The following is a 26,805-nucleotide window of genomic DNA, read 5'->3' on the forward strand; positions in this document are numbered from 1 at the left end:
TGAGCACCGCGCGTCCCGCCCGGGACGCGCGGTGCTCTGGTGTGCGCGCTGTGAGCGGCTCGTGAGAGCCTGTCGCGTCCGGACCCTCCCGCAGGGCGTCCCCGAACAGGAAGCTGACTGGTGATCCTCAAGACCTACCGCTGGTCGTTCGTCGTCACGGCCGTGGGCCTCGTGCTCGCCGCCCTGTACGGCCTCTCGGCCCACCTGGGGATCTTCCAGGCGATCGCCCTCGTGCTGATCCTCTCGGTCCTCGAGATCAGCCTCTCCTTCGACAACGCCGTCGTGAACGCGACCATCCTGGAACGGATGAGCGACTTCTGGCGGAAGATCTTCCTCTCCGTCGGCATCATCATCGCCGTCTTCGGCATGCGGCTGATCTTCCCGATCGTGCTCGTCAGCGTCACCGCCGGACTGGGCCCGGTCGAGGTCGTGCAGCTGGCCCTGAAGGGCGGCAACCCGGAGGACCCGGGCACCTACGGCTACGAGCTGAACCAGGCGCACCCCACCATCGCGGCGTTCGGCGGCATGTTCCTGCTGATGTTGTTCCTGAACTTCATCTTCGGGGAGAAGGAGCACCACTGGCTCGGGCCGGTCGAGCGCGTCCTGGAGAAGGTCGGCAAGCTCGAGTACGTCCAGGTCGTCGTCGCGGGCATCGTGCTCCTCGTCGTGGCCGAGACCTTCGCGACCGACCACGGCCGCACGGTCCTCGCGTCCGGCCTCGCCGGCGTCGTCACCTACCTCCTGGTCAACGGCCTCGGTGAGCTGTTCAACGTCGAGGAGCACCTCGACCACGGTGAGCACCCCGAGGGCGCAGAGGCCGAGGCTGCCGCCGGGTCCGAGGGGCGCAAGGGCCCGACGGGAGCCGCGAAGGCGACCGGCAAGGCCGCGTTCTTCCTCTTCCTCTACCTCGAGGTCCTCGACGCGTCGTTCTCGTTCGACGGTGTCATCGGCGCGTTCGCCATCACCTCCGACCCGGTGATCATCGCCATCGGTCTGGGTGTCGGCGCCATGTACATCCGGTCGATGACGGTGCACCTCGTCGAGGAGGGCACGCTCGCGCAGTACCCGTACCTGGAGAACGGTGCGCTGTGGGCCATCGGCGCGCTGGCGACGATCCTGCTGCTGAGCATCGAGATCCACATCCCCGAGGTCGTCACCGGCCTCATCGGGCTCGCCTTCATCGTGGCCTCGCTCATCAGCTCGATCCGGTACAACCGTGCCCACCCCGAGGCCGCGCACGTCGAGACCGAGGCGACCGCGCAGGCGGGCTGAGCGCACTCGAGGCGGGAGCGGGGAGGACGGCGGAGCGGAGCAGGAGGCAGGGTGGGCGGGACGCACGGACGGCCGGACGAGGCGGTGCACAACTTCCTCGGGCACCCCGTGCCGCGGCGGAGCACCCGCACGTTCGCCGACCACCTCGCCCCGCCCCGACGGCCCGCTCCCGTCCCGCCGGCCCGGACGGAACCCCGCCCGGCGCCGGCACCCGCCCCCCCACCGCGTGTGCCACCCGCCGCACGGCCCGTGGCCCCGCCGCCGGAGGCCGTCGTGGGGCAGGCGCGGGCCAGCGAGCGCCGCACCGTCCTGGACGACGAACGTCCGAGCCTGACGGTCCCGGCGGCCGAGCGGGGGTCGGGCAGCCTGCGCTTCTCCCTGCAGTGGGAACAGCAGGTGACCTCGACGGGTCTGCACCGTTCGTCCGACGTCCACCTGGGGTGCTTCTGGGAGACGCGCGACCGTCACTCGGGTGCGTTGCAGTCCTTGGGTGCACTGCTCGCGGCTCCCGGCTTCGGCGCACGGCAGGTCCTGCGCCTGGGCGCGCGCAGTGAGCAGGCGGGCGAGGAGGTCCTCGCCGACGCGGCCCACCTGGACCTGCTGCGCCGGATGGTCTTCTACGTCTACGCCCAGGGACCGGCGGCGCCCGACTACGCCGCCCTGGCGCCGCGCCTGACGATCTCGCGTCGCGGGGCGGGGACCGTGCAGGTGTGGGCGCAGGACCCGCCGGCCGGCGCGCGCACGTGCGCGCTGGCCTCCATCCACGACGTGGCCGGCGACCTGGTCCTGCGGCGCGAGAACGAGTTCTTCACCGGCACCGCGCGCGAGGTCGCCCTGGCCTACGGTTTCGACGACCTCGACTGGAACGCCGAGGGCACCGTGCCCCGCCCGTCCTGACCCCGCCCGTCCCGCCCGCACGCACGTACGCGCAGTCCGAAACCACCGGAGGGAACACCATGGCCGTCAGCCTCGCCAAGGGCCAGAAGCTGTCGCTGAGCAAGTCCGGTGGCGGGGAGCTGACCCGCGTCTTCGCGGGGCTGGGCTGGGACGCCGTGGCCAAGGGCCTGTTCCGCAAGAAGGCCGTCGACATCGACCTCGACGCGAGCGTCCTGCTCTTCGACGGCCGCGGCAAGCTCGTCGACGAGGTGTGGTTCAACCAGTTGCGCAGCAAGGACGGCTCGGTGGTCCACAGCGGCGACAACCTCACCGGCGAGGGTGACGGCGACGACGAGGTGGTCCACATCGACCTGCCCGCCGTGCCCGCGGCGGTCCAGACGCTGGTCTTCACCGTCTCCAGCTTCACGGGCCAGACCTTCAGCCAGGTGCAGAACGCGGTCTGCCGCCTCGTCGACGCGGCCGGCCCCCAGGAGGTCGAGCTGGCGCGCTACGAGCTGTCCGAGGCGGGTCCCCACACCGCGCTCGTCATGGCCAAGCTCACCCGTGAGGGCTCCGGCTGGGCCATGACGGCCATCGGGGCTCCCGCGCAGGGCCGCCACATCCGCGACCTGCGCGACGCCGTCGCGGCGCACCTCTGAGCCCCGGCGGTGCGGCACTTCTCCACCCTCGACGCCGAGCAGACGCAGCGGCTCTTCCTGCACCCGCCGCAGCCCGTCGACGTCACGGCCCCGCGCGACGAGCTGGCCGTGGCGCTCGGCGCGACCCTCTACTGCCCGGCGACGCGCGAACGCCTCGCGGGTGACCTCCTGCAGCTCGCCCGCCGCGGAGTGCTCTCGGCCGTGGCGTGCCTGGAGGACTCCGTCCCCGACGACCGGGTCGCGCAGGCCGAGGAGATCCTCGTGCGCGAGCTCGCCGGACTGGCCCGGGCACCGGAGTGGGCGCACGACCAGCCGCTCATGCTGTTCCTGCGCGCACGGACCCCCCGCCAGCTGCTCGACGTCGTCGACCGCGCGGGCGTCGGGCTGGACTGCCTGCTCGGGTTCGTCGTGCCGAAGTTCGGCGGCGCCGGGCAGCCGCACCCGAAGGAGTGGCTGGAGGCCGTGGCCACCGCCTCCGAGCGCGCGGGCCGGCGGCTGTGGGCGCTGCCGGTGCTGGAGAGCCGCGACGTCGCGCACCTCGACACCCGGCAGGAGGCCCTCTTCGCCATCCGCGAGGTCCTCGACGCCCACCGCGACGTGGTCCTCGCCGTCCGCACGGGGGCCACGGACCTGTCCGCGGCCTACGGCCTGCGCCGGCCCCGCGGGTCGACGGTGTGGGACGTCCGGGTCGTCGCGGACGTCCTGGGCGACGTCATCAACGTGCTCGGGCGTGCCGACGGCAGCGGGTACCCGATCACCGCGCCGGTGTGGGAGCACTTCAGCTCCGGCGAGCGCGTCTTCCGCACGTCGCTGGCGGCCAGCCCCTTCGCCGAGGGCGCCGAGGAGCTGCGCGAGCAGCTCATCGCCGACGACCTCGACGGCCTGGTCCGCGAGCTCGTCCTGGACCAGGTGAACGGGTTGCAGGGCAAGACCGTCATCCACCCCTCCCACGTCGCCGTCGTGCACGCCATGTCGGTCGTGACGCACGAGGACTTCTGCGACGCCACCGACGTCGTGGCGCAGTCCGGCGGCGGGGCCATGGCCTCGGCGTACCGGAACAAGATGAACGAGGCGGGCCCGCACCGGGCGTGGGCCGAACGCGTCCTGTTGCGCGCCCGCGCCTTCGGGGTCGCGCGCGAAGACGTGTCGTACGCGCACCTGCTGCAGGCCCAGGACGACGCGTGGCGCCGGGCCCGGGCGGGCGCGTGAGCGCGACCGCACGCGACTGGGTGGGGCAGCGGCTGGGCGTGGCCGTCGACGGGCCGCCGGGCGTCGACGGCCTCGACGTCCACGACCTGCTCGGTCTGGCCCTGCGTCGCAACCCCCGCCGGGCCCACCTCCTGGTGAGCACCGTCCTGGGCAAGCACGTTCCGACGGACCCGCGGCTCGTGCGCGCCGCGGGGCTGCGGCTCGGGGCGCAGGTCGCGGCCACCCTCGGCGTCCCCGACGCACCTGGCGCCCCCACGGCCACCTGGCGTGCCGCCCTGGCCGGTGACGCCGACGCCGCGGCCGCCGTCCTGGCCGCCGCGCGCCGGCCCGCCGCCAGGCCCGACGTCGTGGTCCTTGGGTACGCCGAGACCGCCACCGGCCTCGGGCACGCGGTGGCGCAGGCGCTCGGCTGCGCCGGGCTGCACTCCACCCGCCGCGACGTGCCCGGGGCCGTCGACTGGGCGGGGTTCGAGGAGGAGCACTCCCACGCCACCGGGCACCGGCTGCTGCCGACCGACCCGGACGTCCGCGCCCGCCTGGCCGACCCGGCCGCGCCCGTGGTCCTCGTCGACGACGAGCTGTCCACGGGACGGACCGTCGCGAACACCGTGCGGGCCGTGCACGCCCTGGCCCCGCACGCCCACTACGTCGTCGCCGGCCTCGTCGACCTGCGCTCGGACGCCGACCGGGACCGGATGGCCGCCCTGGCGACCGAGCTCGGCGCCCGCGTCGACGTCGTCTCCCTCGCCGCCGGGAGCGTCGCGCTGCCCGAGGGCGTCCTGGAGCGGGGCGCCGCGCTCGCGGCCGGCGTCGACCCCGTGGTCCCGCAGGCCCGACCGGCGCCCGACGTCACGACCGTCGCGCTCGACTGGCCCGCCGATGCGGCGACCACCGCCCGGTTCGGGACGCCGCCCGGGCACGAGGCGGCGCTCGACGCTTCGCTGCGCCGCGACGGCGCCCTCGACGACCTGCTGCGGCACGTGCCCGACGACGGTGACGTCCTCGTCCTGGGGACCGAGGAACTGCTGCACGCGCCCCTCGTCGTCGCCACCGCGCTCGCGGACCGCCGCGGAGGACGGGTGCGGTTCTCCTCCACGACCCGCTCGCCCGTGCTCGCGGTCGACGACCCCGGGTACGCCGTCCGCAGTTCCGTCGCGTTCGTCTCCCACGACCCGGCCCAGGACGGGCCGGGTGTCCGGTACGCGCACAACGTGGTCCGGCCCGGCGGCTGGGACGCGCTCCTGCTCGTCGTGGACGGCGCCTCGGACCCGGCGGCGCTGTCCGCCGCCGACGGCGTGCTGGCCGCCCTGGCCCCGTGCGCCGACCGCCTCCTGCTGCTCACCCTGCCCGCCGACACCTGGAGTGACCCCGCGTGAACCTCCCGACCCCGCTGTCCGGACCCCGGTTCGGCAGCTACCGGCCGGACGAGGTGAGCTGGTTGCTCACCGACCTGTCCGGCGCCGAGCTGGAAGCCCCCGCCGAGGAGCGCGAGGAGGCCATCCAGAGCGGTGGTGCGCACTACGCCGAGTCGCTGCCGGTGGAGTTCCAGCCGAACGAGGAGTACCAGCGGCTGTTCCTCGACGCCCTCGCGCGCGGGGCCCGCCGGGTCGCGCTGGGCGTGGCGGTCGTCGCCGAGCTCCTGCGCGCCGAACGCGGTCCGGACCTGATGCTCGCGTCCCTGGCCCGCGCGGGCACCCCGGTCGGGATCCTGTTGCGGCGCTGGGCGTCCCGGCAGGGCCTGCACTGGCCGCACGTCGCGGTGTCCATCGTGCGGGGCAAGGGGCTCGACGAGGTCGCGCTGCGCTGGGCGGCCGCGCACCACGACCCGGCGTCGGTCGTGTTCGTCGACGGCTGGACCGGCAAGGGCGCCATCGTCCGGGAACTGTCCGCCGCCCTGACCGCCCTCGACGCGGGGTTCAGCGACGACCTCGCCGTGCTGGCGGACCCGGGCCGCTGCGTGCGGACGTTCGGCACCCGCGAGGACTACCTCGTGCCGTCGGCGTGCCTGAACTCCACCGTCTCCGGGCTGGTCTCGCGCACCGTGCTCAACGACCGCCTCATCGCCCCGGGGCAGTTCCACGGGGCGAAGTTCTACGCCGACCTGGCCCCCGTCGACCTGTCCCGGCGGTTCCTCGACGAGGTCACCGCCTGCTTCGACGACGTGGCCGCGCAGGTGCCCGCCGCGGTCGAGGCCGTCCGCACCGGCGACCGGCAGGCGTCGTTCACCGGCTGGGCCGAGGTGGAACGCGTCAGCGAGCACTACGGCATCGGGGACGTGAACCTCGTGAAACCCGGGGTGGGGGAGACGACCCGCGTCCTGCTGCGACGGATCCCGTGGCGGGTGCTCGTGCGCCCCGAGGCGGAACTGTCGCACCCCGACGACCTCGCGCACGTCCGGCTGCTGGCCGACCAGCGCGGCGTGGTCGTCGAGGAGGTGCCCGGGTTGTCCTACTCGGCCATCGGCCTCATCCACCCGCGGTTCACCCGCGGGGCGACGGGCGCCGACGGGCGGGCGGTGTGAGCGCGGGACTGCTCGCCGCGAGCGACCTGGACCAGACCCTGGTGTTCTCCTCCCGGTCCGCCCAGGCCGACGTCGCGGGTCTGGTGCCCGTGGAGGAGTACCGCGGCGGGACGATCTCCTGGGTCACCCCGGGCGCGTGGTCCGTGCTGGGCGACCTCGTCGCCGCGGAGCGCCTGGTGCCGGTGACCACCCGGACCGTCGAGCAGTACCTGCGGATCCGCTGGCCGGACGGGCCGCCGCGGTACGCGGTGTGCGCCAACGGAGGAGTCGTCCTCGTCGACGGTTCCCCCGACGCCGGGTGGGACGCCGCCGTCCGCGAGCGCCTGGCCGGGTGCGCGCCCGTCGCCGACGTCGTCGCCGAACTCGGACGGCTGGCCGCCGACCTCCTCGCGGCCGTCCCGGGGTCGGAGGAACCCGCCGTGCGGGAGGTGCCCGGGTTGTTCGGGTACGTGGTCCTGCGCGACGGCCAGCGCGCGGAGCTGGAGGGCGCCCGCCTCGGCGACCTCACCGTCCTGCTCGACGGCTGGGGTTTCACGGTGTCGCTGCAGGGGCGCAAGCTGTACGCGGTGCCACGACCGCTCACGAAGTCCGCCGCCGTCGCCGAGGTCGTCTCGCGCTGCGGCGCCGACGGTTTCGTCGCCGCCGGGGACTCCCTGCTCGACGTCGACCTGCTCGTCGCGGCGCGGGCGGCCCGCCGGCCGCGGCACGGGGAACTCCTGCGGACCGGGTGGGAGCACCCCGGGGTCGAGCTGACGACGGCGGTCGGGGCGGCGGCGGGGGAGGAGATCGCCCGCTGGTTGGCCGCGCAGACCGCCTGACCTCAGCGTGCCCTCCCCCGGACCAGGGCGAAGGCACCCGCGAGGCCCAGCAGCGCGAGGGTCCAGCGGACGGCCGGTCCGCCGGGCGGGTGCAGCGACGCCTCGGCCAGCGCCCCCACGGGGACGACGAGGCGGGCGAGCAGCCCGACCGTCCCCGGCCGTCGCAGCAGCGTCCCGACGAACCCCAGCGGCGCGCAGCACACCAGGGCGACCGCCCACCAGAACGCCATCCGGGGGGCGTACGCCGACAGCGGGAGGTCGTGCAGGCGAGCGGCCACGACGTAGAACGCGGACAACCCCACCGTCCCGCTGAGCCAGCCCGCGACGACCGCGGACCGGGGGCGGCCGAGGACGGCACCCGCCGCGACGGCCACGCCCGCCCAGGCCGTCCCGGAGTTCAGGACGGCGCCGAGGAACCGCGTCGGGGCGGCAGAGGTGTTGTCCAGCAGCGCTTCAGAGCCCCGAAGGCGGCTGCCGCGACGAGGACGAGGAGCAGGCGCCGGGTGGGACTCACCCGTCGACCGTAGGCAGGGGTGCGGGTCGTCGTGCGCCCCTGCGCCGGATCACCCGGAGCTGCGCGTCAGACCTCCACGGGCGTCGAGGTGCTCCAGGACGGACAGGTGGCCCGCCCCGGGCACGACGACGAGTTCGGCCGCGGGCAGGAGCCGGGCCAGGCGGAGGGCGTGCCCGACCGGCACCACGAGGTCGGCCTCGCCGTGGACGATCCGCACCGGGACCGTGGTTCGGGACGGGGCGAAACCCCAGTCCGCCGCGTGAGCGGACTCGTCGTCGTCGAACCCGGGCGACCCGGAGGCCTCCGCGACGACCGTCTCGAACCAGTTCCAGGGACCGGCCAGGGCCGCCCGGTCCGCGGGGGTGAAGGGGATGTCGTCACCGGTCCCCGGGCTCTCGAGCGGCTCGCCGGGGCTGAGACCCGACAGGCACAACGCGTGCGTCACGCGGTCCGGCAGAAGGGCCGCGCAGGCGAGCGCGTGCGAGGCGCCGCCGGAGTGCCCGACCGTGCGGCAGGTGGCGATCCCGAGGTGGTCCAGCACCGCCCGCACGTCGTCCGCGACGTCCGCGACCGTGCGTCCGGGCAGGCGGGTGGAGCGGCCGTACCCCGGGCGGTCCACCCCGATCCAGCGTTCGCCGTCGGTCCGCCACGGGCCGGGGGGTTCGCCGGTGTTCGGGCTGCCGCCGTGCCAGAGCACGACGTCGGCGTCCGCGGGGCCGGTGTCGTGGACCCCCAGGACGCGGCCGTCCGGGAGGCGCAGTTCCGTCCGGTGCACGTCGGTCACGGGAACAAGGGTTCCACCGCGCGGCGGCCCGCGTCGAGGTCGAACCCCCTGGCCGCCAGCCACTCGTCGTCCCAGTAGGTGTCGAGGTAGCGGTTCCCGTCGTCGCAGACGAGCGTCACGACCGACCCCGCGCGGCCCTCCGTGCGCATCCGGTGCACGAGCCGCAACGCGACGCAGAGGTTCGTCCCCGTCGAGGCACCCGCGCGGATCCCCGTGCGTTCGAACAGCATCCGCATCGCGGCGACGGACTTGTCGTCGGGGACCGTGACGACCTCGTCGATGACCGACGGCACGAAGGAGGGTTCCACCCGGGGCCGGCCGATGCCCTCGATGCGCGACCCGCGTGCCGTCACGTCCCGGGACCCGGCCCGCCAGGCCGGGGCGAACGCCGAGCCCTCGGGGTCGGCCACGGCGAGCTTCGTCTCGTGCTGCGCGTACCGGCAGTAGCGGCCGATCGTCGCGCTCGTGCCGCCCGTCCCCGCGCCCACGACGATCCACGCCGGTTCGGGGTGGGGTTCGAGGGCCAGCTGCTCGAAGATCGAGCAGGCGATGTTGTTGTTGCCGCGCCAGTCGGTGACGGTCGAGGCCATCGCGAACTGGTCGAGGTAGTGGAACCCCGGCTGCCCCCCGAGCTCCTCCGCGGCCGCGTAGACGTGCCCGGGGTCGTCCACGAGGTGCAGGCGGCCGCCCTGGCGGCGGATGAGGTCCAGCTTCGCCGTCGACGTCGTGGCCGGGACGACGGCGACGAAGTCCAGGCCGAGCAGCCGGGCGAAGTACGCCTCCGACACCGCCGTCGACCCGCTGGACGCCTCCACCAGCGTCGTCGTCGGCCCGATGTCGCCGTTGCTCAGGCCGAAGAGGAACAGCGAGCGGGCCAGCCGGTGCTTGAGGGATCCCGTGGGGTGCGTCGACTCGTCCTTGAGGTAGAGCCGCACGCCCCACTCGGTGGGGAGGTCGAAGACCCGCAGGTGGGTGTCGGCGCTGCGGTTGGCGTCCGCCTCGACGATGCGCACGGCCGCGTGCACCCAGTCGCGGTCCTCGGGGGAGCTCATCGGGTGACCGTACCGGCGAGCGGAGGGGGCGCCGTCCGCCGCGGCCCTACCGTCGTCGGGTGCCCGCCCTCCCCGTGTCCCCGGCGCGCCTGGCGACCGGGGCCCTCGTCGTCGCGGCGCTGCCCGTCGCGTTCCTGCTCGGTGGCGCCGGCCTCGCGCTGGCCCTCGCCGCCCCGGGCGCCACGGACGACGGGGCCACCTTCTCGCAGAGTCTCGGTGACGACACCGGGGCCGAGGCGACGATCGTGCACCTCGGCGACGGCGGTGACCTCCCGGGGACCGGGACGGACTGGGGCCAGGTGCTCTCGGCGGTGGCGACCTCGCCCGCCCTCGTGACGTCCTGCGTGGGACTGGCGGTCCTCGCGGCGTTGACCGTCGCCGGGACGGCGGTGCCGCGGGGGGTGCGGGTGGCCGGCGTCGTCACGGCGGCCCTCGTCGCGGCGCTGGCGGCGGTCACGGCCGTCGTCGTGGGGTCCGGTGCCCTCCAGGGAGCGGGCGGGACGCTCGTCCTGACCGCCGCCGTCGCGGTCCGGGACGCGCCGGCGACCGGCTCCCTCGTGGCGGAGACGGTGTTCGCGGCCCTCGCCGGGCTGGCCCTCGTGCGCCGCCGGGAGCGGGCGTGAGGCCGGACCTGCGGTCGGATTGGAGCCGGGACGTCGGTTGGCGTCCATGGGTCCTGGTCGTCGGCACCACCGTCCCCGTCCTGGTCGTCGTGGTGGCGGCCGTGCGGGGCTGGGCCGGACACGGCCTGGGTGGCGCCTACGTCCCGCCGGAGGTCGCCGTCGTGGGGCTGTCCCCGCTGCCCGGTGTCCTGGACCGGCTGGAGTGGGCCACGACGGGACTCGGGGCACCCCTCGCCCTGACCTGCGCCGCGCTCGGGTCCGCCGCTCTGGCCGCCTGCCGGTGGGCCCCGCAGGACTGGCGGGTGGAGGGTCGCGTGCGCCGGACCGCCGCGGTCGTGGCGCTGGCCAGCGCCCTCGTCGGGGTGGCCGCCGCGCTCGCGGGTGTCGTGGTGGCGCTGGCCCCGACCACGCCGTACGCGCGCGCCACCACCGCGACCTGGTTCTCGGTCGTGGACGATCCGTTGCCGTCCTGGGTCCTCGGCACCCCCGCCACCCCGTACGCCGACGCGGCCGCCGCGCTCGTCCCCGCGGGGATCTGCGCGGCGGCCGCGTGGGTGCTGTCCCGCCGCGAGGGCTGACAGCGCCGACGGTCAGACCCGGGTCTCGACCCAGACCGTCGTGTCCGCCGGCACCCGGCCGTCGACGAGCTCGCCGCTGGCCAGCACGACGCGCCCCGCGGGCACGTCGACCGGCTCGTCGCCGAAGTTCGTCAGGCAGGTCCAGCCGCCGGGTCGGGTGAAGGCCACGACGTCGGCGGGCGTCTCGAGCCACTCCAGCTCCTCGGCGCCCTGCAGGCGGCGGCGGGCGGCCAACGCCTGGCGGTAGAGCTCGAGCGTGGACCCCTCGACCCCGTCCTGCTGGTCGACCGCGACGTCGGCGAACCAGGAGGGCTGGGGCAGGTGCGACCCGCCGGGGCCGAACCCGTAGGAGGGTCCCGCCGCCGTCCAGGGCAGCGGGACGCGGCAGCCGTCGCGACCCTTCTGCTCGCCGCCGGAGCGCACCCACGTCGGGTCCTGCAGGTCGGCCGCGGGGATGTCCGCGACCTCGGCCAGGCCGAGTTCCTCGCCCTGGTAGAGGTACGTGCTGCCGGGCAGGGCGAGGATGAACGTCGTCGCCGCCCGGGCGCGGCGCAGTCCGCCGGGGGTGTCGGGTTCGGGGTCCTTGCCGGCCGAGAGCAGCCACGCGTTCTGGTCCGCGCCGGCCGGCAGCGCGTACCGGCTGGCGTGCCGCACGACGTCGTGGTTGGACAGGACCCACGTCGAGGAACTGCCCGCCTCGCGGGCGAAGGCGAGGTTCTCGGTGACGATCGTCCGGAACGCGGTGGCGTCGAAGTCGGACTGCAGCAGGTCGAAGTTGAACGCCTGCCCCAACCCCTCGGGGGAGGCGTAGCGCGCCCGGCGGTGCGCGGGCACCCACGCCTCGGCGACGGCGGTGCGCGGCGGGTCGTACTCGTCGAAGAGCTTGCGCCACTCCACGTAGACGTCGTGCACCTCGTCGCGGTCGAAGAACCGGTGCGCCCCGTCGACGAGGTCGGCGAGCTCGGCCTGGGTGGGCAGGGGTTCGGACAGGTCCTTGGCGAGGGAGTTCGCGACGTCGATGCGGAACCCGTCGACTCCGCGGTCGGCCCAGAACCGCAGCGTGCGCAGGTGGTCCTCGCGCACGTCGGGGTGGTTCCAGTTCCAGTCCGGCTGCTCGGGGGCGAACAGGTGCAGGTACCACTCGCCGTCGCCGACGGGTTCCCACACCGACCCGCCGAACATGGCCGTCCAGTCCGAGGGCGGCAGTTCCCCGTCCGCGCCGCGGCCGTGCCGGAACACGTACCGCTCGCGCTCGGGCGACCCCGGCCCCGCGGCCAGCGCCTCCTGGAACCAGACGTGCCGGTTGGAGGAGTGGTTGGGGACGATGTCGACGACGAGCTTGATCCCGGCGGCGTGCAGCGCCGCGACCATCTCGTCGAACTGCTCCAGCGTCCCGATCTTGGGGTCGACGTCGCGGTGGTCGTCCACGTCGTAGCCGCCGTCGGCCAGGGCCGAGGGGTAGAAGGGGCTGAGCCAGACGGCGTCGACGCCGAGGGCCGCCAGGTGAGGCACGCGGGACGTGATGCCGGGCAGGTCGCCGATCCCGTCACCGCCCGAGTCGGCGAAGCTGCGCGGGTAGACCTGGTAGACGACGGCCTGACGCCACCAGTCGTGGGGCTGGGTCAACGGGATCTCCGGTGATCGTGGATGGAGGGTCTAGATTCAGGCCCTGAATCAAGTGTGCGCGAGGTGCGGTGGGAGGGTCAAGGGGTGACACGTGAGGGGTCGGTGACGCGCCGGCTGCGCGACGAGAACGCTCTGGCCGTCCTGCACCACGTGTGGGACCTGCCGGACGGTGCCGACGGTGTGACCGGGTCCGACCTCATGGCGGCCACGGGGTTGTCCCGCGCGACGGTGCACGACGTCTGCGGTGAGCTCATCGCGCGGGGCTGGCTGCGCGAACTGGAGAACGGCCGCTCGGCGGAGGGCTACGTGAAGGGGCGGCCGGCGCGCCGCTACGCCTTCGACGCCCTCGCCGGCGTCGTCGTCGGGGTCGACGCCGGCCAGCACCGCGTCGCCGCCCGCGTGAGCGACCTGCGTGGACGGGCGCTGGCCGACGTGGCGGTCGAGGTCGACCACGACCCGGGCCGGACGCCCGTCGCCGACCGCATCGCCGACGTCGAGCGGGTCGTCGAGGAGACGTGGGAACGCGCCGGACGTCCTCGGGTCCTCGGGGTCGCCGTGGGGGTGCCGGCCCCCGTGGGCCCGTCCGGCGCCACCGAGTTCAGTGGCAACCCCTACTGGGAGTTCGTGAACCCCGACCTGGCCGGCGCGCTCACCCGCCGCACGGGCTGGCGGGTGCTCGCCGACAACGACGCGAACCTCGCCGCGCTCGCCGAGGGCTGGCAGGGCAGCGGACGCGGCGTGCGCCACCAGGTGACGCTGCTGGCGGGGGAGCGCATCGGGGCCGGCGTCGTCGAGGACGGCCGGCTGCTGCGCGGGGCGCGCGGTGGGGTGGGGGAGATGCGCTACCTCGACCTCGTCGAGGGCGTCGGGTCCCCGGACGGCCTCGGGAAGGTCCTGCGCGAGCTGGTGCGCGCCGCCGGCGGGACGGGCGCGGCCGAGGACGTCGTCGCCGCGGCCGCCGCCGGGGAGGAATCGGCGGGGGCGCTGCTCGACGTCGCCGCCGAACGGCTCACGCGGGTGGTCGTGACGCTCGTCAGCCTCTTCGACCCCGACCGGGTCGTCGTCGCCGGTGGTGTGGCCGGAGCTCCCGGGCTCGTCGAGCGCGTCCAGGCGGGGTTGCCGCGCTTCCTCGACCCGCCGCGACCCCCCGTCGTGGCTTCGACGCTCGGCCGCGACGTCGTCGTGCTGGGGGCTCTGCGGCGGGCTCTGGACGAGGTGCGGGCCGACGCGCTCGCGCTCTCACCCGGGCGTGGGTGAGCCCCTCAGAACGAGTGCTCGTCGGTGGGGAAGGACCCCTCGCGGACCTCGGCGGCGTACGTCCGGGCCGCGTCGGCGAGCGTCGTGCGCACGTCGGCGAACTTCTTGACGAACCGGCCGGTGCGTTCGCTCAGGCCGGCGAAGTCCTGCCACACGAGGACCTGCGCGTCGCAGTCCGCACCCGCGCCGATCCCCACGGTGGGGATCACCAATGTCGACGTCACCTGCCGGGCGACGTCCGCCGGGACCATCTCGAGCACCACCGAGAACGCCCCCGCCTCCGCGACGGCCTTCGCGTCCGCGAGCACCTGCGCCGCAGCGTCCCCGCGGCCCTGCACCCGGTACCCGCCGAGGGCGTGCTCGGCCTGCGGGGTGAACCCCACGTGCCCCATGACGGGGATGCCCGCCGCGACCACGGCCCGGATGCGCGAGGCGCGGGCGACGCCGCCCTCGAGCTTCACCGCGTGCGCGCCGCCCTCCTTCATGAGCCGGACCGCGGAGTGCACGGCCTGCTCGTCGGAGGCCTCGTAGGATCCGAAGACCAGGTCGGCGACGACGAGCGCGTGCGGCGCGCCCGCGACGACCGCGCGCACGAGCGGCACCACGAGGTCGAGCGTGATGGGCAGCGTGGTCGGCATGCCGTAGACGGTGTTCGCCGCGGAGTCGCCGACGAGCAGCGCGGGGATGCCCGCCTCGTCGAACACCGCCGCCGTCATCGCGTCGTAGCTCGTGAGCATCGCCCACTTCTCGCCCGCGTCCTTCCACTGCTGCAGGTGGTGGACGCGGGTCCGGCGTCGGTGCGCGGGCCCGGGCGCGGGCTGCTCGGTCGCGTAGGCCACCTCAGCCCTCCGCGACCGGGGAGTCGGTCTTCACGTCGACGGGCGGCGTGAGCGAGTCCGAGGCCTGCGGTTCCCGCCACCGGTTCGTGATGGGCAGGCGGCGGTCGCGGCCGAACGCCTTGAACGAGATCTTCGGTCCCGGCGCGAACTGCCGGCGCTTCCACTCCGCACGGTCGACGAGCGTCAGGACGGAGTCCACGAGGGTCCCGTCGAAACCGGCCGCCAGCATGTCCGCGCGGCCCCGGTCGCCCTCGACGTAGTCCTCCAGGATCGCGTCGAGCACCTCGTACGGCGGCAGGGAGTCCTGGTCGGTCTGGTCCGGGCGCAGCTCGGCCGACGGGGGTTTGCTGATGGTGTTCTCGGGGATCGGCGGCTGCTCCCCGCGCCGCACGGCCTCGGCGTTGCGCCAGCGGGACAGTTCCCACACGAGCGTCTTGGGCACGTCCTTCAGCGGCGCGTACCCGCCGACGGAGTCGCCGTAGAGCGTGGAGTAGCCCACCGCCAGTTCGCTCTTGTTGCTCGTCGCCAGCGTGAGGTGGCCCTCCTGGTTGGCCAGGCCCATGAGCGTCGTCCCGCGCACGCGGGCTTGGAGGTTCTCCTCCGCGACACCGTGCAGCGGGACGGTGGCGAGGAACGCGTCGACCATCGGGGCGATCGCGTACTGCCGGTACTCGAACCCGCAGCGGGTCGCGAGGTCCTCGGCGTCGTCCTTGGAGTGCTGGCTGGAGTACCCCGACGGCAGCGAGATGCCGACGACGTTCTCCGGGCCGATCGCGTCGCAGGCCAGGCTCGCCACCAGCGCGGAGTCGATGCCACCGGAGACGGCGATGACGACGGAGCGGAACCCGTTCTTGCGCACGTAGTCCCGCAGCCCCAGGACGATCGCGGCGTGGACGTCGGCGACGTCGGGCAGGGGTTCGAGGACCTCGCCGGCGCGCGGCGTGAACGCCGGCACGGGGTCCTCGGAGACCGTGATCCGCTGCACGCCCTCCTCCCAGCCGGGGGTGCGCGCCGCCGGCAGGTCCAGGTCGGTGACGACGAGGGCCTCGCGGAACTGCGGCCCGCGGGAGAGGACCGTCCCGTCCTGGCCGACGACGAGGGAGTCGCCGTCGAAGACGAGTTCGTCCTGGCCGCCGACGGCGTTGACGTAGGCGATCGGGCAGCCGGCCTCCGCGGCGCGGCGGGCCACGAGTTCGAGGCGGACGTCGTCCTTGTTGCGCTCGTAGGGGGAACCGTTGATGACGGCGAGCAGCCCGGCCCCGGCCTCGTCGGCCGTCTGCACCGGACCGCCGTCCTGCCACAGGTCCTCGCAGATCGCGACGGCCACGTCGATCCCGCGCACCCGCGCCACGAGCAGGTCGTCGCCCGGGGTGAAGATGCGGTACTCGTCGAAGACGCCGTAGTTCGGCAGGTGGTGCTTGGCGTACCGCCCGACGACCCGTCCGCCGTGCAGGACCGCCGCGCAGTTCTGCGGGCGCCCCACGCCCTCGTGCTGGTCGACGTAGCCCACGACGACCGTGACGTCGCCGTTCCCGTCGTCCGCGATCTCCGCCGCGAGCCGTCCGACGGCCTGCCGCGAGGCCGCCACGAACGAGCGCCGCAGCGCGAGGTCCTCCACGGGGTAGCCGGTCACCGCGGTCTCGGGGAAGAGCACCAGGTGCGCCCCGTCGGCCGCCGCCTTCGCCGTCCACTCCCGGACCGCCGCGACGTTCCCGTCGAGGTCGCCGACGGTCGTGTCGATCTGGGCCATGGCCACGCGCAGCTGGGGCATGGGGTCAGCGTAGTGAGCGGGGTGGGGTGGCTCCGGGGCGGTGCGGGTGGGTCGCCGCCGGGGCGGGGGGACCACCCATCGGGACACCCATCGGTGTCACCACGCCCGCGAGGGCGTGGAGGGAGGTGTGGGTGTCCCGTCGACGTCGTCAGGGCGACCGCCACCGGACACCCACGGCGTCTCCCACGGTGCGGCCTCCGGGGTCCGCTGTCCACATCCGCGGCCCGGTCGGCCGGTGCCGTCCACAGGTTCCCGTTGGGCGTGGCGCTGCCGCCGGGTGTGCGAAGAGGCTCGCTGCATGCCGAACCTGCCCGAACACCTCCTCGCGACCGCCCGTGAACAGCAGAACCTGTTGACCCGGTCGCAGCTGTACGGCGCCGGGGTCACGGGTGCGCAGATCCGCTGGGCGCTCGGCCGGGACTGGCGCGGCGTGCACCCTGACGTCTTCCTCCTGGCGACAGGCCGGATCGACCCGGCGCAACGTCTCGTGGCCGCGGCCCTCTTCGCGGGCGACGGCGCGCAGGTCGGGTCGACCACCGCGGCTCGGTACTTCGGCCTCACGTCCGTGCCGGACGACGGGGTGGCGCGCTTGTTCGTGCCGTGGGGCGCGACGTCGCGCGAACGCCCGGGTGTCTCGGTGCGCCGCACGCGGCGGCCCGACCCGCGACCGTGGTCGCGGGGACCGCTCTTCTTCACCTCGCCCGCCCGCACGGTGGTGGACGCGGCCCGACAGCTGCGGGGGGATGCCGTGCGCGCGGTGGTCTTCGAGGCGGTGCAGCGACGGATGGTGACGGTGGAGCAGCTGGCCGCCGAGGTCGAGGCGGGCGCCATCCGCGGCAGCGCGGCCGTGCGGGCCGCGGTCCTGGAGGTGTCCGGCGGGGCGTGGTCGCTGCCCGAGAGCGAGTTCGCCGACTGCCTCGCCGGCAGCCGCGTCCTGCCCGAGGTGCTGCTCAACCCCGTCCTGACGACCCTCGACGGCCTGGTCCTGCCCAGTCCCGACGGCTACGTGGAGGAGGTGGGCCTCGCCCTGCAGGTGCACTCGCGTCGGCACCACCTCCTCGAGGACGACTGGGAGTCCACGCTCCGGACGGACACGGCCCTCGGCGCCGTGGGCGTGCCGCTCATGGCGTTCTCCCCGCGGACCCTGCGCACCCACCCGGCCCGCGTCCTCGCTGCTGTCGAGCGTGCGTACCTGGGCCTGCGCGGGCGGCTCCGACCGCCCGTCCTCGCCCGGGCGCGACAGCTCGTGTGAGGGGCGTGGAGTCAGGTGTGGGTGTCCGCTGCCGGTCGTCCTGATGACGTCGCGGGGACACCCACACCTCACTCCACGGCTCGTGGCCGTGGTGACACCGATGGGTGTCCCCGTGGGTGCCCCGTCCGCGCGTGGGGCGCGGCGGGGGTCGGGCGGGGCGGGGACGGTGATGCGCGATGATGACCGGGATGGCCGCCGGGCCCGGCGGACGGAACGACGGGAAGGGTGGACATGGACCGCCAGCAGGAGTTCGTGCTGCGGACGCTGGAGGAGCGGGACATCCGCTTCGTCCGGCTCTGGTTCACCGACGTCATCGGGACGTTGAAGTCGGTGGCGATCGCGCCGGCCGAGCTCGAGGGGGCCTTCGGTGAGGGCATCGGCTTCGACGGGTCGGCCATCGAGGGCCTGTCCCGCGTGTCGGAGTCGGACATGCTGCTCAAGCCCGAGCCGTCGACCTTCCAGGTCCTGCCGTGGCGCAACACCGACGAGCACCAGGGCACCGCGCGGATCTTCTGCGACATCCTCACCCCGGACGGGCAGCCGGCCCGGTCGGACCCGCGGTTCGTCCTCAAGCGGGCGCTCGACAAGGCCGCGCATGCGGGCTACACGTTCTACACGCACCCCGAGATCGAGTTCTACCTCTTCAAGGGGCCGCTGGAGCGCGGCGCGACGCCGGAACCCGTCGACTACGTCGGCTACTTCGACAACCACCCGGGCAGCACGACGACGGACTTCCGCCGCACCGCCATCTCCACGCTGGAGAGCATGGGCATCTCGGTGGAGTTCAGCCACCACGAGGGCGGCCCGGGCCAGAACGAGATCGACCTGCGCTACGCCGACGCGCTGACGACCGCGGACAACATCATGACGTTCCGCACGGTCCTCAAGGAGGTCGCGCGCGACCAGGGCGTCTACGCCAGCTTCATGCCCAAACCGCTGGCGGGAGAGCCGGGCTCGGGCATGCACACGCACCTCTCGCTCTTCGACGGGGACGCGAACGCGTTCTACGAGGCGGGAGCGGAGTACCAGCTCTCGCGCACCGGGCGGCAGTTCATCGCCGGCGTCCTGCGGCACGCCGCGGAGATCACCGCGGTGACCAACCAGTTCGTGAACTCCTACAAGCGCCTGTGGTCCGGCGGCGAGGCGCCCAGCTACATCTGCTGGGGCCACAACAACCGGTCCGCCCTCGTGCGGGTGCCGATGTACAAGCCGTCCAAGGGCCAGTCGGTGCGCATCGAGTACCGCGCGCTGGACTCCGCGGCGAACCCCTACCTCGCCTTCGCGCTGCTGCTCTCGGCCGGGCTGAAGGGCATCGAGGAGGGGTACGACCTCCCCGACGGCGCCGAGGACGACGTCTGGTCGCTCACCGACGCCGAGCGCCGGTCCATGGGCATCGAGCCGCTGCCGCAGAGCCTCGAGCACGCCATCTCCGTCATGGAGCGGTCCGAGCTCGTCGCCGAGACCCTGGGTGAGGGCGTCTTCGACTACTTCCTGCGCAACAAGCGCCAGGAGTGGGCGGACTACCGCGCCCAGGTGACGCCCTTCGAGCTCCAGCGGTACCTGCCGCTGCTGTGAGGGACGCGGACGAGGACGCAGGGTCGCGGTGGCCGTGAGCGCGCAGGGACGCCGGACGAGCGCGAGCGCCCAGTTGGTCCGGGCCGGGTTGGCCGACCCGGACCGGGCCCTGAAGCTGCTGCGCGACCGGGCCCTGCACGGGGTCGTCCGGGCCGAGGGCGACGGCGCGTTCGACGACGGCACGGGGGACCTCGTGCGCGCGCTCGGCCGCACGGCCGACCCCGACCAGGCCCTGCTGGGCCTCGTCCGCTGGGCGGAGTCGCTCACGGCGGGCCTGGACCGGGAGTCCGCGCCGGGCGACGTCGAGGGGGTGGCGGCTGCGCTGAACCTGCTGCGCGGCGGGGACGTGCCGGAGGTCGTCGGCACCCTGGCGCGGCTCCTCGGCGTCCTCGGCGGTTCGCTCGCCCTGTCCGACCACCTCGTCCGCCACCCGCGGCACTGGACGGTCCTGGCCTCCTCGGTCCCGCCGGACCCCGACGAGCTGCGCGCCGAACTCCTCGCGGCCGTCGGTGCCGATCCCGACGCCGGTGCACCGGTCGCCACGCAGGGACGCTCCGGACGGACCCCGGTCGACGCGCTGCGCGTCGCCTACCGCCGCCGCCTGGTGGGCCTGGCCGGCCGGGACCTCGCCGCGGCCGATCCGCTCGCCGTCCTGCACCTCACGTCGGCGGAACTGGCCGACCTCGCGTCCGCCGCGCTGGAGGCCGCGCTCGCCATCGCCCGCTCGGAACTGCCCGACCACGACCCGGCGACCGGCCCGGGGTCCTGGCGCGCGTGCCGGCTCGCCGTCATCGGGATGGGCAAGACCGGTGGGCGGGAGTTGAACTACCTCTCCGACGTCGACGTCGTCTACGTCGGTGAACCCGGCGAGGGGGCGGCCGAGGACGACGCGCTCGCCGTCGGCGCGAAGCTCGCCGGTGCGCTGCAGCGCATCTGCTCGGCCCCGACGGGCGAGGGCGCTCTCTGGGAGGTCGACGCGGCGCTGCGTCCGGAGGGCAAGGCGGGCCCGCTCGTGCGGACCCTCGACAGCCACCTGCAGTACTACCGGCGCTGGGCCAAGACGTGGGAGTTCCAGGCCCTGCTCAAGGCCCGGCCCGTCGCGGGCGACCCGCAGCTCGGCTGGGACTACCTCACCTCCATCGCCCCCATGGTGTGGGAGGCCAGCGCCCGCGAGGGTTTCGTCGGCGAGGTCCAGGCCATGCGCCGGCGGGTGGAGTCGCTCATCCCGTCCAAGGAGGCCGACCGCCAGCTCAAGCTCGGCGTCGGCGGCCTGCGCGACGTGGAGTTCAGCATCCAGCTGCTGCAGATGGTCCACGGCCGCAGCGATGAACGGTTGCGGCGCAGCGCGAACACGCTCGAGGCGCTGGAGTCGCTCGCCGCGTACGGGTACGTGGGCCGCAGCGACGCGGGGGAGCTGGACCGGGACTACCGCCTCCTGCGCTCCCTCGAGCACCGCATCCAGGTGCACCGCATGCGCCGCACCCACGTCCTGCCCACGTCGAAGGACGACCTGCGTCGCCTCGGCCGCTCGCTCGGCCTGCGCCAGGACCCGGTGAGCGCGCTCGACGAGGTCTGGCGCGGCACCCGGCGCGACGTCCGCCGCCTGCACGAGAAGCTGTTCTACCGGCCGCTGCTGACGGCGGTGGCCAAGCTGCCCGCGGCGGACGCCCGGATCGACGCGCAGCTGTCGGCCGAGGCCGCCCGGGAACGGCTCGCCGCTCTCGGGTACCGAGACCCCGCGGGGGCGCTGCGCCACCTCGAGGCCCTCACGAGCGGGGTCAGCCGTCGCGCCAGCATCCAGCGCACGCTGTTGCCCGTCATGCTCGGCTGGTTCGCCGACGGCGCCGACCCCGACGCGGGACTCCTGGCCTTCCGGCAGGTCTCCGAGGCGCTGGCCGGCACCCAGTGGTACCTGACGATGCTGCGCGACGCGGGGGCCGCCGCCGAACGGCTCGCCTCCGTCCTGTCCGCGGCGCGGATGCCGACCGAACTGCTCATGCGCTCGCCCGAGGCCGTGTCGGTGTTCGCCGACGACGACCGGCTCGCGCCCGAGGACGTCGACGAGGTCGTCGCCGACGCCGAGGCCGCCGCCGCCCGCCGCGAGGACCTCGCGGCCGCGGTCCTGGCCGCGCGCGGGGTGCGGCGGCGCGAGCAGTTCCGGACCGTCGTGGCCGACCTGGTCGGCGTGCGGGACCTGGCCGGGGTGGGTCGGGCGCTGGCCGACGCCGACCAGGCCGTCCTCGACGTCGCGCTGCGCCGGGTCGTCGCCGACGCCGAGCACCGGGCGGGGGCGCCCCTGCCGACGCGCGTCCTCGTCGTGGGCATGGGCCGCCTGGGCGCGGGCGAGACGGGGTACGGCAGCGACGCCGACGTCCTGTTCGTCCACGACCCGCTGCCCGGGGCGGACGAGACGCAGGCGCAGAAGGCCGCGACGGAGGTCGTGTCCGAACTGCGCCGTCAGCTCGGTGCGGCGGGGCCGGAACCCGCCCTGGAGGTCGACGCGGACCTGCGCCCGGAGGGCCGCAACGGACCGCTGGTGCGGTCGCTGGCGAGCTACCGCGCGTACTACGAGCGGTGGTCGCTGTCGTGGGAGGCGCAGGCCCTCCTGCGGGCCCGCCCGGTCGCGGGCGACGCCGACCTCGGTGAGCGGTTCCTCGACCTCGTCGACCCGTTGCGCTGGCCCGCAGGCGGTCTGGCCGAGGCCGACGTCCGCGAGGTCCGGCGGATCAAGGCGCGCGTGGAGGCCGAGCGGCTGCCGCGCGGTGCGGATCCCGCCCGGCACCTGAAGCTGGGGCGCGGGGCGATCTCGGACGTGGAGTGGACGGCGCAGCTGCTGCAGCTGCAGCACGCCGCCGAGCACGAGGGACTGCGGTCGTTGTCCACCCCGGGCGCGCTGCGCGCCGCGGCGGCCTCCGGGCTGCTCGCCGACGAGGACGCCCAGACGCTGCTCACGGCCTGGGACCTCGCCTCCCGTGCCCGCAACGCCGTCGCGCTGTGGCGCGGGAAGTCCGGGGACTCCCTGCCGACCCAGGCCCGTGACCTCGACGGGGTGGCGCGCATGTTCGGCTTCGAACCCGGCAGCTCGCGGGAGTTCGAGGAGCTGTACCTGCGCACCACCCGCCGCTGCCGGGCCGTCGTCGAACGCGTCTTCTACGGCCGCGCCGAGGAGTAGGGCGGGGGGTCGGTCAGGCCCGCAGCAGCGGGACGACGTCGGCCGTGAACTGGGTGAGGAACCGCGACTGGTCCTGACCCGGGCCGTGGAAGACGAGGTGGGTGAAGCCCGCGTCGACGTACTCCTGCACGGCCTTCGCGACCTCGGCCGGGTCGGAGGCGACGATCCAGCGCTTGGCGACCTGTTCGATCGGCAGTTCGTCGGCCAGGCGCGCCATCTCCACCGGGTCGTGGACCTGCGACTTCTGCTCCGCCGACAGCGACAGCGGCGCCCAGAACCGGGTGTTCTCCAGCGCCGCCTGCGGGTCCTCGTCGAAGGACAGCTTGATCTCGATGGTCTTGTCGATCTGCTGCTCGCTGCGCCCCGAGGCCTCCAGGCCCTCGCGCAGCGCGGGCAGCAGCGTCTCGGAGTACAGCTCCATGCCCTTGCCGGACGTGCAGATGTAGCCGTCCCCGGCGCGGCCGGCGTACTTCGTCACGCCCGGTCCGCCGGCGGCGACGTAGATCGGGACGGGCTGCTCGGGGCGGTCGTAGACGGTCGCGTCGTGGAGGCGGTAGTAGTCGCCCTCGAACGTCACGCGTTCCTCCGACCACAGCTTCTTGATGAGCCGCACGGCTTCGCGCAGGCGCGCGAACCGCTCGCGGGTCTCGGGGAACTCGACGCCGACGGCGGTCTCGTTGAGGGCCTCCCCGGTGCCGATGCCGAGGATCGCGCGACCGGGGGCCAGGACGCCGAGGGTGGCGAAGGCCTGGGCGACGACGGCGGGGTTGTAGCGCAGGGTCGGGGTGAGGACCGACGTGCCGAGCTGGACGCGCGACGTCTTGGCGGCCACCCACGGGAGCCACACCAGCGCCGACGGGGCGTGTCCGTCCACGTGCCGCCACGGCTGGAAGTGGTCGGAGATCCACACCGAGTCCAGGCCCTGCTCCTCGGCCTGGACGGCGAAGTCGGCCAGCTCCGCGGGGGCGAACTGCTCCGCTGACGCCTTGTAGCCCAGCTTCAACGGCTGACCGTGCGTGTCGACGCTCACGACTCCACCTTCCTCGACGGACCCAGGACGGGCTCAGGCGCCCAACCTACGTCGGCGCCTCCCGCGCGGCCGTCCGGGTCCGTCCGGGTGGCACCGGGTCCCGGATGCGGCGATCGGGCCCGTGGCGGCGGATGCGGCGCTAGCGTCCTGCCCGCCCCGTCCCCGACCCGCTGAGGACCTCGTGATCCGCTACCTGCCCGTCGTCGTCGAGCTGGTCCTGCTCGTCTTCTGCCTCGTCGACTGCGTCCAGACCCCGGCGGACCGCGTCCGGAACCTGCCCAAGCTCGTGTGGGTCCTCCTCATCGTCGTGCTGCCGGTCGTCGGCGGCATCGCCTGGCTCGTGGCGGGGCGGCCGCAGCGCGTGACGCACCGGCCGGAGGTCTGGTACTCCTCCACGCCCGGCTTCCCCGAGCACGAGCGGCCCGCCGGCTGGGCCGGGGCCGAACGCGGCCGGGTCGACCGGCGGGTGGCCGAGGAGCAGGCCCGCGTCGACGCTGAGTTCGACGCCGCCGTGCGCCGGGCCCGCGCGCGGAACCAGGCGCCGGGAGACGCGCCGGAGGCCTGAGGGCTTCCCCGCCGGCGGTTCCTGGGGTAGAAGGACGGGACCACGTGATCACCGTCCTTCGCATCACCGTCCCCCGAGGAGCACCGTGCGATCCCTGGACCCCGCCGTCGAGGTCGTCGAGTTCACCCCGACGCCCGAGCAGTACGCGTGGACCTTCGGCGGCGCGGCACCCGTCGCACGCGTGCGGCCCGGCACGGCCCTGAAGCTCTGGAGCGACGACGCGTTCTGCGGCCGTCTGCGGTCGGTGACCGACCTGCCGGGCTCCGCCCTGCAGATGCCCTTCGTCAACCCGCAGACCGGCCCGTTCTTCGTCGAGGGCGCCGAACCCGGCGACACCCTGGTCCTGCACGTCGTCGACCTCGAACCGGCGCGCGACTGGGGCGCCTCGGCGCTCATCCCGTTCTTCGGGGGTCTGACCTCCACCGACCGCACGGCCACGCTGCAACCCCCGCTGCCGGAACGGACGTGGATCTACCACCTCGACTCCGAGCGCGGGACGGTGGGCCTGGACCTCGGGGAGGTGCACCTCGACCTGCCCCTGGAACCCATGCTCGGGACCGTCGGCGTCGCGCCGGCCGCGGGGGAGGTCCGCTCGGCCCTCGTGCCCGACGTGTTCGGCGGCAACATGGACACCCCGGAACTGCGCGCCGGGACGACCGTCTACCTGCGCGTCAACGTCGAGGGCGCGCTCTTCTCGCTGGGGGACGGGCACTTCCGGCAGGGGGAGGGGGAGTCCTGCGGCACCGCCGTCGAGGGGGCGATGAACTCCCTCGTGCTCGTCGAGCTCCTCAAGACGCCGGGCCCGGCGTGGCCGCGGCTGGAGAGCGACACCCACTGGACGGTCGTCGGTTCCGCGCGGCCGCTCGAGGACGCCTGGCGCGCAGGGCAGGTCGACGCCGTCGGCTGGATCTCCGAGCTCACCGGGCTCGACACCCTCGACGCCTACCAGGTGCTCTCGCAGGTCAGCGAGGTGCCGCTGGCCAACGCCGTCGACGTGAACTACAGCGTCCCGACGAAGGTCCCCAAGCGGCTCGTGCCCGCGAGCCGACCCGCCTACGACGGGATCCACGACCGCCTCCGCGCCCTCGTGCGCTGAACCCCGTCCGAGACCGCCCCGAGAACCCGACGAGAGGAACCCCCGTGGACCTGCAGCTGGACGGCGCCCGTGTCCTGGTGACCGGTGGGACCCGCGGCATCGGCCGCGCCATCGTCGCCGAGTTCCTCGCCGAGGGCGCCGACGTCGCGACGTGCGCGCGGACGGCCGAGGACGTCGACGCCCTCGTGGCGGACGCGACCGGCCCGGGAACGGTGCGGGGCAGCGTCGTCGACGTCGCCCGGCGCGAGGAGGTGACCGCCTGGGTCGAGGAGGCGGCCGCCGACCTCGGTGGCATCGACGTCGTCGTGGCGAACGTCAGCGCCATCGCGGCCGCGAACGACCTGGAGTCGTGGCGGTTGTCGCTCGACGTCGACCTCATGGGGACCGTGGCCCTCGTCGACGCGTCCCTGCCGCACCTGCGCCGCGCCGGGGCGGGGTCGATCGTCACGATCGGCAGCGTCTCCGGTCGCGAGGTCGACGCGTTCGCCGGTCCCTACGGCACCGTCAAGGCTGCGCTCGTCGCCTACACGCAGGGGCTCGCGCACCAGCTCGCGGCGGAGGGGATCCGGGCGAACACCGTCTCCCCGGGCAACACGTACTTCGAGGGCGGCGTCTGGCAGCTCACCGAGCGCAACGACCCGGAGTTCTTCGCCGAGGCCCTCGCGCTGAACCCCACCGGCCGGATGGCGACGCCGGAGGAGGTCGCCCGTCCCGTGGTGTTCCTGTCCAGCCCCGCCGCCAGCTTCGTCACCGGCACGAACCTCGTCGTCGACGGGGCGCTGACGCGCGGGATCCAGCTCTAGGAGTTCAGGAACTCCACGTCGCTGATGGCGGTGCGGTCGAACCGGCCGCCGGCCCCGGGGCGGGTCGTCCGGTCGATCGTCAGGTCCACCTCGGTGACCTCGACGGGGGCCACGGCGGTGGTCTGCATCCGCCGGTCGCCGTCGCGCAGGCTCTGCTGCACCGTCACGGGGCCGTTCGCCGTCCGGAACGTCCACGTCACGGCCGTGATGCGCCGGCCCTGCTCGTAGCGGTCGCTCCCGTCGTACGGGTCGACCTTCGCGAAACCGTTGACCAGACCGACCTGGGTGAGCCGGACGGGCGCGTCGAACGTGAAGACGAGCGTCCCGCCGCTGGCGTCGCCCTCGGCGCGCCACGCCGTCGAGGGCCTGCCGTCGAGGACGTTCGCGACCCCGTAGCTCGTCGTCCGGCCGCCCGCGTCGGCACTGTCCGGGGCCGTGCTCGGGGCCTTCGCCCGGGCGGGGACGACGGGTCCCGTGCGGAAGGTGGTGGTGGGGGTCGCGCTCGGTGTGGGGGTCGGGGCCGCCGCTGCGGCGCTGGGGGTCGGGCTGGGCGTGGTGCTCGGGGTCTGCGTCGGTGTCGGGGTGGCGCTGGGGGAGGAGGCCGAGGGTGCGGGGGTCGACGTCTGGACGGTGCCGTCGTCGGACCGGGTGAGGTACCAGGCCGAGAGCCCGACCGCGACGACCACGAGCGCCGCGAAACCCACGACCACGGGCGTGCCCACGCGACGCCGGCGATCGGGCTCGGTGTCGGGCGCCACGACCTCCAGCCGGTCGGTGCCCTCGCGCGGTGCGCCGCAGGTCCAGCAGAACCGGTCCCCCTCGCGCACCGCTGCGCGGCAGGCGGAACAGGTGGTCGTCGTCGGCACGTGGGCCCCCGTCCTGGGTCGTGTCGCGGAGCACGGCGACGTCCTGT

22 protein-coding genes and 1 pseudogene are annotated in these 26,805 nt (G+C 74.5%); 15 read left to right on the top strand and 8 right to left on the bottom strand.

Translation table 11 applies throughout. The features are described 5' to 3' along the window. Positions 1–120: 120 nt before the first annotated feature. The 6 genes and pseudogenes from ACFEMC_RS07260 (at position 121) to ACFEMC_RS07285 (ending at position 7,355) form a co-directional block, all read left to right on the top strand. Positions 121–1,272: a DUF475 domain-containing protein gene (locus ACFEMC_RS07260; RefSeq protein WP_380174970.1), complete on the top strand. Its 1,152-nt coding sequence runs from the start codon at positions 121–123 to the stop codon at positions 1,270–1,272. Between the two features lie 51 nt (positions 1,273–1,323). Next, a complete protein-coding gene (locus ACFEMC_RS07265) occupies positions 1,324–2,169 on the top strand; it encodes a hypothetical protein (protein WP_380174972.1) in 846 nt (281 codons plus the stop codon). Positions 2,170–2,228: 59 nt separating this feature from the next. Continuing rightward, positions 2,229–2,807, top strand: a complete 579-nt coding sequence (locus ACFEMC_RS07270) for a TerD family protein (RefSeq protein ID WP_380174974.1) — start codon at positions 2,229–2,231, stop codon at positions 2,805–2,807. Between the two features lie 9 nt (positions 2,808–2,816). After that, the gene (locus tag ACFEMC_RS07275; protein ID WP_380174976.1) at positions 2,817–4,016 is read left to right on the top strand and encodes an HpcH/HpaI aldolase/citrate lyase family protein; all 1,200 of its coding nucleotides are present in this window, start codon (positions 2,817–2,819) and stop codon (positions 4,014–4,016) included. Beyond that, a pseudogene (locus ACFEMC_RS07280) lies at positions 4,013–6,537 on the top strand (phosphoribosyltransferase). The gene ACFEMC_RS07275 and the pseudogene ACFEMC_RS07280 overlap by 4 nt, the downstream one beginning before the upstream one ends. Further along, positions 6,534–7,355, top strand: coding sequence for an HAD family hydrolase (locus ACFEMC_RS07285; protein ID WP_380174978.1), 822 nt, complete (start codon positions 6,534–6,536; stop codon positions 7,353–7,355). The pseudogene ACFEMC_RS07280 and the gene ACFEMC_RS07285 overlap by 4 nt, the downstream one beginning before the upstream one ends. 2 nt (positions 7,356–7,357) lie before the next feature. Here ACFEMC_RS07285 and ACFEMC_RS07290 read toward each other — a convergent pair whose 3' ends face one another. From ACFEMC_RS07290 to ACFEMC_RS07300, 3 genes are all read right to left on the bottom strand, one after another. Next, positions 7,358–7,729, bottom strand: a complete 372-nt coding sequence (locus tag ACFEMC_RS07290; RefSeq protein ID WP_380174980.1) for a hypothetical protein — start codon at positions 7,727–7,729, stop codon at positions 7,358–7,360. 189 nt (positions 7,730–7,918) lie between these two features. Continuing rightward, positions 7,919–8,653 carry an alpha/beta fold hydrolase gene (locus tag ACFEMC_RS07295; RefSeq protein WP_380174982.1) on the bottom strand — a complete coding sequence of 245 codons (735 nt, stop codon included), beginning with the start codon at positions 8,651–8,653 and terminating at the stop codon, positions 7,919–7,921. Further along, a complete protein-coding gene (locus ACFEMC_RS07300) occupies positions 8,650–9,705 on the bottom strand; it encodes a PLP-dependent cysteine synthase family protein (protein ID WP_380174984.1) in 1,056 nt (351 codons plus the stop codon). The genes ACFEMC_RS07295 and ACFEMC_RS07300 overlap by 4 nt, the downstream gene beginning before the upstream one ends. Before the next feature lie 59 nt (positions 9,706–9,764). Between ACFEMC_RS07300 and ACFEMC_RS07305 the strand changes: the two genes are divergently transcribed. Both ACFEMC_RS07305 and ACFEMC_RS07310 read left to right on the top strand, forming a co-directional pair. Next, complete coding sequence (locus tag ACFEMC_RS07305; RefSeq protein WP_380174986.1) at positions 9,765–10,328, top strand: hypothetical protein; 564 nt, start codon at positions 9,765–9,767, stop codon at positions 10,326–10,328. After that, entirely contained in the window at positions 10,325–10,906 is a 582-nt protein-coding gene (locus ACFEMC_RS07310) for a hypothetical protein (protein WP_380174988.1), read from the top strand. The genes ACFEMC_RS07305 and ACFEMC_RS07310 overlap by 4 nt, the downstream gene beginning before the upstream one ends. A 12-nt stretch (positions 10,907–10,918) precedes the next feature. On the opposite strand, the gene ACFEMC_RS07315 is transcribed toward ACFEMC_RS07310, so the two are convergent. Beyond that, entirely contained in the window at positions 10,919–12,532 is a 1,614-nt protein-coding gene (locus ACFEMC_RS07315) for a glycoside hydrolase family 13 protein (RefSeq protein WP_380174990.1), read from the bottom strand. 84 nt (positions 12,533–12,616) lie between these two features. Here ACFEMC_RS07315 and ACFEMC_RS07320 point away from each other — a divergent pair, with 84 nt between their 5' ends. After that, positions 12,617–13,789: an ROK family protein gene (locus ACFEMC_RS07320; RefSeq protein ID WP_380174992.1), complete on the top strand. Its 1,173-nt coding sequence runs from the start codon at positions 12,617–12,619 to the stop codon at positions 13,787–13,789. Between the two features lie 5 nt (positions 13,790–13,794). On the opposite strand, the gene panB is transcribed toward ACFEMC_RS07320, so the two are convergent. Next, the gene (gene panB / locus ACFEMC_RS07325) at positions 13,795–14,628 is read right to left on the bottom strand and encodes a 3-methyl-2-oxobutanoate hydroxymethyltransferase (RefSeq protein WP_380174994.1); all 834 of its coding nucleotides are present in this window, start codon (positions 14,626–14,628) and stop codon (positions 13,795–13,797) included. Position 14,629: 1 nt separating this feature from the next. Beyond that, positions 14,630–16,399, bottom strand: coding sequence for an NAD+ synthase (locus tag ACFEMC_RS07330; protein WP_380174996.1), 1,770 nt, complete (start codon positions 16,397–16,399; stop codon positions 14,630–14,632). A gap of 298 nt (positions 16,400–16,697) precedes the next feature. On the opposite strand from ACFEMC_RS07330, the gene ACFEMC_RS07335 reads away from it, so the two are divergent. From ACFEMC_RS07335 to ACFEMC_RS07345, 3 genes are all read left to right on the top strand, one after another. After that, positions 16,698–17,651: a hypothetical protein gene (locus ACFEMC_RS07335; RefSeq protein WP_380174998.1), complete on the top strand. Its 954-nt coding sequence runs from the start codon at positions 16,698–16,700 to the stop codon at positions 17,649–17,651. 231 nt (positions 17,652–17,882) lie between these two features. Further along, positions 17,883–19,226: a glutamine synthetase family protein gene (locus ACFEMC_RS07340; RefSeq protein WP_380175000.1), complete on the top strand. Its 1,344-nt coding sequence runs from the start codon at positions 17,883–17,885 to the stop codon at positions 19,224–19,226. Positions 19,227–19,260: 34 nt separating this feature from the next. After that, positions 19,261–22,398, top strand: a complete 3,138-nt coding sequence (locus tag ACFEMC_RS07345) for a bifunctional [glutamine synthetase] adenylyltransferase/[glutamine synthetase]-adenylyl-L-tyrosine phosphorylase (protein ID WP_380175002.1) — start codon at positions 19,261–19,263, stop codon at positions 22,396–22,398. A gap of 13 nt (positions 22,399–22,411) precedes the next feature. On the opposite strand, the gene fgd is transcribed toward ACFEMC_RS07345, so the two are convergent. After that, positions 22,412–23,428: a glucose-6-phosphate dehydrogenase (coenzyme-F420) gene (fgd, locus tag ACFEMC_RS07350; protein WP_380175004.1), complete on the bottom strand. Its 1,017-nt coding sequence runs from the start codon at positions 23,426–23,428 to the stop codon at positions 22,412–22,414. Between the two features lie 181 nt (positions 23,429–23,609). Here fgd and ACFEMC_RS07355 point away from each other — a divergent pair, with 181 nt between their 5' ends. The 3 genes from ACFEMC_RS07355 to ACFEMC_RS07365 all read left to right on the top strand — a co-directional run bounded on the left by ACFEMC_RS07355 (position 23,610) and on the right by ACFEMC_RS07365 (position 25,892). After that, positions 23,610–23,993 carry a PLDc N-terminal domain-containing protein gene (locus tag ACFEMC_RS07355; RefSeq protein WP_380175006.1) on the top strand — a complete coding sequence of 128 codons (384 nt, stop codon included), beginning with the start codon at positions 23,610–23,612 and terminating at the stop codon, positions 23,991–23,993. 85 nt (positions 23,994–24,078) lie between these two features. Continuing rightward, the gene (locus ACFEMC_RS07360) at positions 24,079–25,089 is read left to right on the top strand and encodes an acetamidase/formamidase family protein (RefSeq protein ID WP_380175008.1); all 1,011 of its coding nucleotides are present in this window, start codon (positions 24,079–24,081) and stop codon (positions 25,087–25,089) included. A gap of 44 nt (positions 25,090–25,133) precedes the next feature. After that, positions 25,134–25,892: an SDR family NAD(P)-dependent oxidoreductase gene (locus ACFEMC_RS07365; protein ID WP_380175010.1), complete on the top strand. Its 759-nt coding sequence runs from the start codon at positions 25,134–25,136 to the stop codon at positions 25,890–25,892. Here ACFEMC_RS07365 and ACFEMC_RS07370 read toward each other — a convergent pair. Next, positions 25,889–26,758, bottom strand: a complete 870-nt coding sequence (locus ACFEMC_RS07370; protein WP_380175012.1) for a hypothetical protein — start codon at positions 26,756–26,758, stop codon at positions 25,889–25,891. The two genes, ACFEMC_RS07365 and ACFEMC_RS07370, sit on opposite strands and share 4 nt — an antisense overlap. Positions 26,759–26,805 lie beyond the last annotated feature (47 nt).

Origin of the sequence: Kineococcus sp. DHX-1, assembly GCF_042473625.1 — a bacterium.
GTDB lineage: Bacteria > Actinomycetota > Actinomycetes > Actinomycetales > Kineococcaceae > Kineococcus.